The sequence below is a fragment of the Methyloterricola oryzae genome, from assembly GCF_000934725.1.
Taxonomy (GTDB): Bacteria; Pseudomonadota; Gammaproteobacteria; order Methylococcales; family Methylococcaceae; genus Methyloterricola; species Methyloterricola oryzae.
Genome location: NZ_JYNS01000038.1, coordinates 1 through 9,087, shown reverse-complemented (window position 1 = coordinate 9,087; position 9,087 = coordinate 1). Strand labels below are relative to the sequence as shown.

Annotated in this window: 7 protein-coding genes and 1 pseudogene; 5 read left to right on the top strand and 3 right to left on the bottom strand. The window is 57.1% G+C overall.

Translation table 11 applies throughout. The annotated features are described in order from the left end of the window. Together EK23_RS20715 and EK23_RS20710 are read right to left on the bottom strand one after the other, a co-directional pair. Window positions 1-281, bottom strand: a pseudogene (locus tag EK23_RS20715) (hypothetical protein); the annotation flags it as partial. Between the two features lie 161 nt (window positions 282-442). Further along, complete coding sequence (locus EK23_RS20710) at window positions 443-628, bottom strand: YezD family protein (RefSeq protein WP_438941147.1); 186 nt, start codon at window positions 626-628, stop codon at window positions 443-445. Window positions 629-1,354: 726 nt separating this feature from the next. Between EK23_RS20710 and cysK the strand changes: the two genes are divergently transcribed. From cysK to EK23_RS20685, 5 genes are all read left to right on the top strand, one after another. Continuing rightward, window positions 1,355-2,329, top strand: coding sequence for a cysteine synthase A (gene cysK, locus EK23_RS20705; protein ID WP_045227311.1), 975 nt, complete (start codon window positions 1,355-1,357; stop codon window positions 2,327-2,329). Further along, window positions 2,326-3,279, top strand: a complete 954-nt coding sequence (gene epsC, locus EK23_RS20700) for a serine O-acetyltransferase EpsC (protein WP_045227310.1) — start codon at window positions 2,326-2,328, stop codon at window positions 3,277-3,279. Before cysK ends, epsC begins: the two co-directional genes overlap by 4 nt. A 730-nt stretch (window positions 3,280-4,009) precedes the next feature. Continuing rightward, window positions 4,010-4,939, top strand: a complete 930-nt coding sequence (locus EK23_RS20695; RefSeq protein ID WP_045227309.1) for a family 2A encapsulin nanocompartment shell protein — start codon at window positions 4,010-4,012, stop codon at window positions 4,937-4,939. A 97-nt stretch (window positions 4,940-5,036) separates the two neighbouring features. Continuing rightward, window positions 5,037-6,662 carry a family 2A encapsulin nanocompartment cargo protein cysteine desulfurase gene (locus EK23_RS20690; protein ID WP_235282246.1) on the top strand — a complete coding sequence of 542 codons (1,626 nt, stop codon included), beginning with the start codon at window positions 5,037-5,039 and terminating at the stop codon, window positions 6,660-6,662. A 77-nt stretch (window positions 6,663-6,739) separates the two neighbouring features. Next, the gene (locus tag EK23_RS20685; protein ID WP_045227307.1) at window positions 6,740-8,116 is read left to right on the top strand and encodes an FAD/NAD(P)-binding protein; all 1,377 of its coding nucleotides are present in this window, start codon (window positions 6,740-6,742) and stop codon (window positions 8,114-8,116) included. Between the two features lie 54 nt (window positions 8,117-8,170). Here the strand turns inward: EK23_RS20685 and EK23_RS23780 are convergent. Continuing rightward, on the bottom strand, window positions 8,171-9,087 hold a 917-nt coding region (locus EK23_RS23780), incomplete at its 5' end, for an elongation factor 1-alpha C-terminal domain-related protein (protein WP_045227306.1).

The following is a 9,087-nucleotide window of genomic DNA, read 5'->3' as shown; positions in this document are numbered from 1 at the left end:
TCCGCCGGGTTGAACGGCTGGTTGGGTCGAATGCCGTACATGGGGTCGAAGGGATGGCGCGGCTTGATGCCCTGGCGCAGGAACACGTTCTCCTCCCCGGTGAGCATATAGGACACAGTCACATTCCAGGCCTGGTCGGTGGTGTTGGTCTCGGCGACGTTCACGCTGCGGCCGTTGACCGTGCTCTGGCTGGCCAGGTCCTGGCTGGACAGGGCATATTCGCCCAACAGCTGGAACGGCCCCCAGATCCAGTAGCCCTGGGGATAGACCCGGTAGTGCACCCCGTCCGCCCGCGCGGCATTGGCGTAGCTTCCGGGGAATCGGTCAACGAGCCGCGATGGGTCTTGTACCGCCAGAGGTCTGGTAGGTGGGTGTTCTCAAACCGCAAAAAGGGGTGGGCATCGCCCGCCATCAAGGGCCTGCAAGAGGAGAGCGGATTGGTTTAACGGGAAGGCGAGGACAGATCGAGGCGCACTTTCTCTCGGCGCTCGATTTGCACGACGCGGCCGTCGTGCACGATGATTTCCACCGAGCCGTAACGCAAACCATGCAAGGCCTCCAAAATTCTCTGGACCACATCATGAGGCTGTTCTGGACTGCGTTTAGGAATGTCTGTTGGCATCATCATCGTAAAAATCCGGAAAAACCCCTTGAAGGACAGCTTCGCCGAACTATACCGATGCCAAGACAAGAAGATAAAGAAATAAACGTTAGCCTTTAATTCCATATAGTTATAAAGAATGGCGCTTTTGGCCCATGAGAAAGCGCTGATTAGATCGGATTGCAGCCCAACAAGGATTTTATATGGACGACTTTAAGTGCATGTCTTTATTAGAATTATAATCATGGGTGAGTCATCTCCCTACCTCCCTCGGGATAACAGAATTTTGGCTTATTGCGCGGTCATAAGGAGGAGGACCCGGTTCAATTGACATTACGTACAATCGCGATCCAGACGAGCAAGCTAACACCTGGCATTAACTTTTTAGTTATTTATAAACAACTTTTTATTCTTTCATCGCATGACAAAAGCTGTATAAAGTTTACCCATGGGCTTGCAATCGACCCTATCAAGATAAGAAAATTCAGGGCAGCAAGGGCAGACCTTTAGTGAAATCGTGTCTGTTAGTTGTATGCCCTACGTTTTGACACTGACTCGCTGACAGCTGCTGACCGGAAAACCGGAAGCCAGTACCTCCTTAGTCAAAGGAGGACTGGCTTTTTTTGTGCCCGCGCGTTTTGAAATAACGAGTCAATGGCATGCTAGACGGAAGGTTTTGGCTCATTGATGGTGCCAAAGGTTTAGCTAAGTAGCGAGGCGCCGCGATGTGTAGGAGCCACGAGGAGATTCTGAATGTCATGGTACGAAGATAATTCCCAATCAATTGGGAACACGCCGCTAGTGAAGCTAAACCGCGTCATTGAAGGCAGCAATGCATTGGTGCTTGCAAAAATCGAAGGCCGAAATCCGGCATATTCCGTGAAGTGCCGAATAGGCGCCGCGATGGTCTGGAATGCAGAGAAACAAGGCCTGCTGGGCCCCGGGAAGGAACTTGTGGAGCCAACTAGCGGCAATACAGGCATTGCGCTCGCTTTTGTCGCCGCAGCACGAAACATTCCATTGACCTTAACGATGCCAGAAACCATGAGCCTAGAGCGACGCAAGTTGTTGATCGCTTACGGCGCCAAGCTGGTGTTGACCGAGGGTTCCAAGGGCATGAGTGGTGCGGTTGCCAAAGCGGAGGAAATCGCTGCCTCCGATCCGACGAAATATGTGCTTCTCCAGCAATTTCGAAACCCTGCCAACCCCGCGGTGCATGAGAGGACTACGGGGCCCGAAATCTGGCAAGACACGGGTGGCAAAATCGACATCCTGGTGTCGGGCGTCGGCACGGGTGGGACCATCACAGGTGTGTCTCGTTACATAAAGCGGACCCAAGGTAAGGCAATACTCTCAGTAGCCGTTGAACCCTCCGCTAGCCCAGTACTGACGCAAAAACTTGCCGGGGAGGCACTGAAACCTTCTCCACATAAAATCCAAGGCATTGGTGCTGGCTTTGTCCCCGAGGTGCTTGACTTATCCCTCATTGACTCGGTTGAACAGGTAAGCAACGAGGAGTCCATCCATTACGCGAGACGCTTAGCGCGGGAAGAAGGCATACTCGCTGGCATCTCGTGCGGTGCCGCCGTTGCGGTCGCCGCACGCATCGCCAAGTTGCCGCAGAACGCCGGCAAGACCATCGTCGTCATCCTGCCCGACTCTGGCGAGCGCTACTTGAGCACTGTTTTGTTTGAAGGCGTCTTTGACGCATCTGGACTGGCGGCATGAGTTCGCACGTCGGCCGGAGGGACTCCGAAACCGGGGCCACCGTTTACTGGGACATCGACGCTATTGTGGCGGACCTCCGCACTCTGCGTGTTCGCTCACTCGAAGAACGCCAGCGACGTGATCGACCACCCAAGTTGCCATCCCGTAAGGCGATGTCTGAAATCCTCGATGGATTGAGCGCAGCTCTTTTTCCTAATCGGCTCGGACGACCCGAATTAACTGACGAAGGCATCGACTACTTTGTCGGCCACACCCTTGACGTAACCCTACGAGACCTGATGGAACAGGTTTACCGAGAGCTTCAGTTCTCCGCAGGCCGCGACGCTCTGGCCGAACCTCTCCGCCGCCAAGCGGTCGCCATCACAAGAGACTTCGCCTCCCGCCTACCACGCGTGCGGCAATATCTGGAAAGTGATATTGCAGCCGCGTATCAGGGCGATCCCGCAGCACGCAGCGTGGACGAAGTATTGGTTTGCTATCCGGGCGTCACCGCAATTACCTATCACCGCCTCGCTCACGAACTGCATCTGCTGGGCGCACCGTTGCTGGCTCGGATAATCTCAGAAATTTCTCACTCAACGACCGGTATCGATATTCATCCCGGCGCGGACATAGGCGGAAGCTTCTTTATTGACCATGGTACTGGGGTTGTCATTGGTGAAACGGCCATCATCGGCGAGCGGGTGCGCCTCTATCAGGCTGTCACGCTGGGAGCCAAGCGCTTCCCTGTGGACGACAGTGGCATGCTCGTAAAGGGAAACGCCCGGCATCCCATCGTCGAAGACGATGTGGTGGTTTATGCGGGCGCCACGATTCTAGGGCGCGTAACCATCGGCAAGGGCTCCGTCATCGGAGGCAACGTTTGGCTCACGCGCAGTGTGCCTCCCGGCAGCAATGTGAGCCAGGCGCAAGTCCGCAGCGAGTCGTTCGACGGCGGCGCCGGCATATAAGGAATCTGCAAATACTAAAAACTTGTACCACCACATACCAGCAACCCTATCCAGGAGACGAATGTGAGTACACCCACCAGCCCGCCCAGTGACATTAACTACCGGGGCGCACCCGCCGGTGCCGCTGGCGCCGCAGGCGCCTCGCCTCAAGCCTTTGTGAGTCCAGACAATGCCCCCCAATCGGGAGATCTTCCTTACTTCCTGATTGAATCAGCACGACCCACAACTCCGCATGTCCTGCCGATTCTGAATCTGGCGCCTCTCGGTCTGGAACCGCCTTTGGATTTTACTGTTCCCGCCCTGTATACGGCCGCCGATCCGCGTGGCCTTCCCGCAAGGACCGCCGTGCCCGGACAACATCTGGGATCTACCGCACCGAAAACGCCTGGTTTTGAAGTTGGCGCGCATCCTGGTGCTGGACACATCACGCCGGCCTCTGCGTTCACTCCGCCCAGCGAAGATGCCCTGCGTGCCAGTCCCTCTGTAGGTTCCGGCGCGAGCGGCGCGTCTCTACACCCAGCAGTTGCGGCGGCAGGCGGAACGGGTAGCCAGCCGTATTTCTTGGATGAAGCGGTTCGAGTCGCTGCCCTCACTCCCGCGGCTGAGCCAAGTGCGAAGGCGTTCGCACCCATCCTAGTTCCACTGCCCGTCACAGATGGCGACTGATTCACGCATTCCGATTTCATCGGTCCTGACATAACCACACACCTAGAAAGAAAAGGAGCACTCAATGGCTGAACAAGAAACCACTCAACTGGCGCTTGGCGACGCCGCAGCGCGGCAACTAGCCAATGCGACAAAAACAGTTCCCCAACTGCTGCAGATTACTCCGCGGTGGCTCATTCATCTTTTACCCTGGGTTGGCGTAGAAGCAGGTATCTATCGCCTTAATCGCGTCAAAGACGAATCCCGTGTTTTGACCGCATGCTCGCAGCGTGACGAACGTGATCTGCCTGAGACTTTTGTCGACTACGATGAGCACCCGCGCGAATACTTCCTTAGCGCAGTCACTACGACCGTTGACGTACACACCCGCGTCTCCGACCTCTATAGCAGCCCTCATGACCAGATCCAGCAGCAGTTGAGGCTCGCCATCGAGACCATCAAGGAAAGACAGGAGGACGAACTACTTAACAACCACGAGTATGGGTTGCTCAACAATGTGGTTCCCGAGCAACGTATCCAGACTCGCTCTCATGGCCCGACCCCGGACGACCTGGATGAACTGATCAGCAAGGTATGGAAAGAGCCTGCCTTCTTTCTCGCCCACCCCAAAGCCATCGCGGCTTTCGGGCGTGAAGCAACACGCCGTGGTGTGCCGCCTCCGACCGTCAATCTGTTCGGTTCACCGTTTCTCACCTGGCGCGGTATTCCGCTGATACCGTCAAACAAAATCAAAATCGAGGGTGGCAAAACCAAGATCTTGTTACTGCGCACTGGAGAAAGCCGCCAAGGCGTCGTGGGGCTCTATCAGCCGGGACTTCCGGGCGAGCAAGGACTCGGCCTGTCTGTGAAATTCATGGGCATCAGCCGCAAAGCCATCGCGTCTTACCTCATATCCCTCTATTGCTCGGTGGCAGTTTTGACCGAAGACGCCATCGGCGTTTTGGAAAACGTGGATGTCGATAAATACTATGACTACAAGCCCGAATACCGATAATTTTTTGTCGCCGGAATTCGGAGTCACGACCGGATGGCCTCAGGGCCTTCCGGATCCGACGGTTCTGGCTCGGCTAGCCAACGAGTTCCTCCGGGCCTTGCCGGGCCAGGATGTTCCGGAAGTAGCGAAGAGCAAAAGCGGAATTGCGGATGCGGCTGCTCCTGAAATCGTGGCACCGGAAAATCCCACCGGCCAGATTCCAAGGCCGGCGTTCCCGATAAGGGCGGACGAGCCTTTGTATTTTCTCCGTGACTCAGGCAGCTACAAGACCCTGGCAACTCCGATAAATCCGTTGCCACCGCCTTCCGACCCCTCGTTTGGGTTTGCCGCTCCCTTGCAAGTGGCGAAGGATCCGACGCCACAGCGTATCCCGGCTCAGGAGGCTGGATTGTACTTTCTCGGCGAAAGCCGCTCATTTGCGGCGCAACCCGAAGTACCGGCCGAGGAACCAAGTCGCGAGGCAAATGCTGCAGAGCATACTTCGGCACATCCCACTTTGGACGCCTATGCCATACGCCGCGATTTTCCAATCCTGGAAGAACGCGTACATGGCAGGCGACTCGTATGGCTCGACAACGGCGCGACGACGCAGAAGCCGCAATCCGTCATCGACAGGCTTTCGTACTTTTACGCCCACGAGAACTCCAACATCCACCGCGCTGCCCATGAACTGGCCGCTCGCGCCACGGACGCATACGAGGCCGCGCGCCAGAAAGTGGCACGCTTTCTTAACGCCTCATCGCCTGATGAAATCGTGTTCGTGCGCGGAACCACCGAGGCTATCAACCTGGTGGCCCAGTCCTGGGGACGCCGCCACATAGTTGAAGGCGATGAGATTGTGATCAGTTGGCTGGAACATCACGCGAACATCGTTCCATGGCAGCAACTCTGCGCTGAGACAGGGGCGCGACTCCGCGTGGCACCCGTGGACGATACCGGCCAGATCATGCTGGATGAATACGAGAAATTGTTCAACGCGCGAACCAGGCTAGCAGCCTTCTCTCAGGTGTCCAACGCCCTAGGCACCATCACACCGGTTCGCGAAATGGTGGATATTGCCCATCGCCATGGTGCGCTGGCGCTAGTCGATGGCGCCCAAGCCGTCTCACATCTGCGCGTGGACGTGCAGGCGCTGGACTGCGATTGGTACGTCTTTTCAGGACACAAGGTATTCGGCCCTACCGGGATCGGCGCAGTTTATGGCCGCCTCGACCTGCTCAATGCGACGCCGCCATGGCAAGGGGGCGGAAACATGATCCAGGATGTGACCTTCGAACGGACCATCTACCAACCTGCGCCGGCGCGCTTTGAGGCCGGTACCGGCAACATCGCGGATGCGGTTGGTCTCGGCGCTGCACTGGACTATGTGGAGAAAATCGGCATCGACAATGTAACCCGCTACGAGCACGATTTGCTGCAGTATGCCACGCACGCACTGTATACGGTTCCGGGACTTTGCATTATCGGCACCGCCACGGAAAAGGCTGGTGTGCTGTCTTTCGTTCTTGAAGGCTTCCGCACCGAAGACATTGGCAAGGCACTTAATCAAGAAGGTATCGCTGTGCGCGCTGGACATCATTGCGCTCAACCCATCCTGCGCAGGTTCGGATTAGAGGCTACCGTCAGGGCTTCGCTGGCGTTTTATAACACCTGCGATGATATCGACGCGCTGGTCGCAGCACTTTTGAAGATTCGCGGCGGCGGATCTGGGCTGCAGCACTGAGCCACCTCCGGCAACATGCCATCCTGCGGGCATAGCCCGCAGGCCAGCGTGCCGTGAACCATTCACCTAGATCACACATGTCATCACCTCGTTCAATTGCCATCATTGGCGCTGGCTTCAGCGGGACCCTGGTAGCAAGCCACTTATTGCTACTCGCCAAGTCCCCATTGAATATCCACCTTATCGAACGCACACCAGGTCAGTTTGGACGCGGGGTCGCCTACAGTACCTTCGCGAATTGCCACTTGTTGAACGTCCCAGCTGGAAACATGAGCGCTTTTCCAGACGACAAAGAACACTTTCTTAGATGGGCCAAGCACCGTGAGGGCTGCCTGTTAAACGAACCCTGGGTCCAATCCGTTTCCGCATCTTCATTTCTCCCACGGAAAGCCTACGGGGACTACCTGGCCGACATTCTGGTCAATGCTGAACGGAACGCCGCGCCCGGCGTTCGACTCTTCCGCTACTACGATGAAGCGATAGAATTGACACCCGGAAAACCTCATGCCGCATTGCGCCTTTCACGCGCGGGAACCCTCTACCCCAACAAAGTCATTCTTGCACTTGGCAATTTTCCGCCCGGCGACCCGCAACTTGGAAATTCCGCCTTCTACAGCAGTCACCGCTACTTTGGTAATCCCTGGTCACCCAATGTAATGGCCGGAATCTGGCCAACCAAGGCGTGCCTATTGATCGGCAGTGGTCTGACCATGGTTGACTGGACTATCACGCTCCAGCAGTCCGGATACACCGGCACCATACACTGCATCTCGCGCCGAGGGCTCTGGCCTCACGCGCACCAAGCCAGTAAGCCCGTGCAATCCCCCTTACGCGTGGGCACATCCCTCCTCGATTCACTCCGGCAGCTTCGCCGATCAACTGCTAATTCCCCCGAAAGCTGGCGGGCCCATATCGATGCGCTCAGACCCAACACCCAGGAGCTTTGGAAATCCCTCCCGCTTTCTGAAAAGCGTCAATTCCTTCGACACTTAAGACCTTACTGGGACTGCCACCGCCATCGGCTCGCTCCCGTGGTAGCCGAACACTTGAAGGAAATGAGCAAATCGGGGCGGTTGGTACAGCACATCGGGCGAATACAGAAATATGTGGAAAACGAGAAAGCCGTGAACGTCCAAATATGCCAACGCGGATCGCTCAAATCGTACGATGTCCCGGTCGAAGCCGTAGTCAATTGCTCTGGCTCCGAAACTAATTACCGCAAACTGGAGCGGCCGCTGATACGCGATCTGCTCGTGCGCGGACTGGTCCGCCCTGACCCACTAGAAATTGGACTGGATGTCGATGAGCACGGTGCCTTGATCGATTCGAAAGGAACGCCATCCAGACAAATCTATACTCTTGGTCCTCCGCAAAAGGGCATTCTCTGGGAGACAACCGCGGTGCCGGAACTACGCGGACAAGCCGCACGGCTAGCTGCGCGGCTAATGGCGTAAGATCCTGCGTTAGTTATCCGCTTCAATTTCAGCCATGGCGCAAGATTTTCACGTTTAGATGGCGAAATCGTTGTCCACCTCGTCGAGAAAGGGGACAGGCGCAAATAGCTCGATTATTTCCTCGACTTCTAACTGATCAGACTTAAGGGTGACTGAATCGGCGCTGTTTGGCGGGACGTCGGCGCTCTCCCCCGCTACGCAGATGCAGATCAACCCAGCGAGGTTCAATTGCTCGATGACAACACGCGTGTTGGGCCCAAGGACCGCCGCGTTGATGGATGTGCACGCGTAGCCACGGTCGAAAAGTCGCCGCTCTAATCTGGACGCCGCTTCGAATGCGTCTGCCCCGACGATCCATAGCGCAACTGGCCTCTGACCGTAACGTGCCGCCCGCTCATGAGGCGTGACCGTTCGAGCCTTTTGCAAGTGGTCAGCGGCTCCGGTAATCATGCCGGCACCGACGGTCACGTGGGTCAGGCGGTCTATGACGATGAAGGAACCGGTGCCCTTGCACAGGGCATAGGGATCGAAGGCGATGGGCGCGCTCAGGGCCACCTCGCACAAGCCGATCTCGTTCAGTTTCAGTTGCTGGGCCGGATGGTGCTCCAGGGTGTTCACGTCGATGCGATGGGCGATGCGCGCCACCGAACCGGACACCGTCTTGGTGGTCTGCTTGATGTAGTACTGCCGGCCCGGCGACAGCGCCGCCTCCGCCATCCACACCACATGCGCCATGAAGCGGCTCGCCACCGTGGGTTCATCCTCGGGAGTCACTAGCATGTCGCCGCGGCTGACGTCGATCTCGTCCTCCAGGGTGACGGTGATGGCCTGGGGTGGAAACGCCTCTTCCAGATCGCCGTCCTGGGTGACGATGGCCTTGACCCGGCTGGTCTTGCGCGAGGGCAACGCCATCACCGTATCGCCCGGCTTGAGCACGCCCGCCGCCAGGGTGCCGCTGAATCCGCGGAAGT

Bases quoted from the DNA above. Each gene is read 5' to 3' on its own strand.
- EK23_RS20685 (WP_045227307.1), top strand. From the start codon at position 6,740: ATGTCATCACCTCGTTCAATTGCCATCATTGGCGCTGGCTTCAGCGGG.
- cysK (WP_045227311.1), top strand. From the start codon at position 1,355: ATGTCATGGTACGAAGATAATTCCCAATCAATTGGGAACACGCCGCTA.
- epsC (WP_045227310.1), top strand. From the start codon at position 2,326: ATGAGTTCGCACGTCGGCCGGAGGGACTCCGAAACCGGGGCCACCGTT.
- EK23_RS20695 (WP_045227309.1), top strand. From the start codon at position 4,010: ATGGCTGAACAAGAAACCACTCAACTGGCGCTTGGCGACGCCGCAGCG.
- EK23_RS20710 (WP_438941147.1), bottom strand. From the start codon at position 628: ATGATGATGCCAACAGACATTCCTAAACGCAGTCCAGAACAGCCTCAT.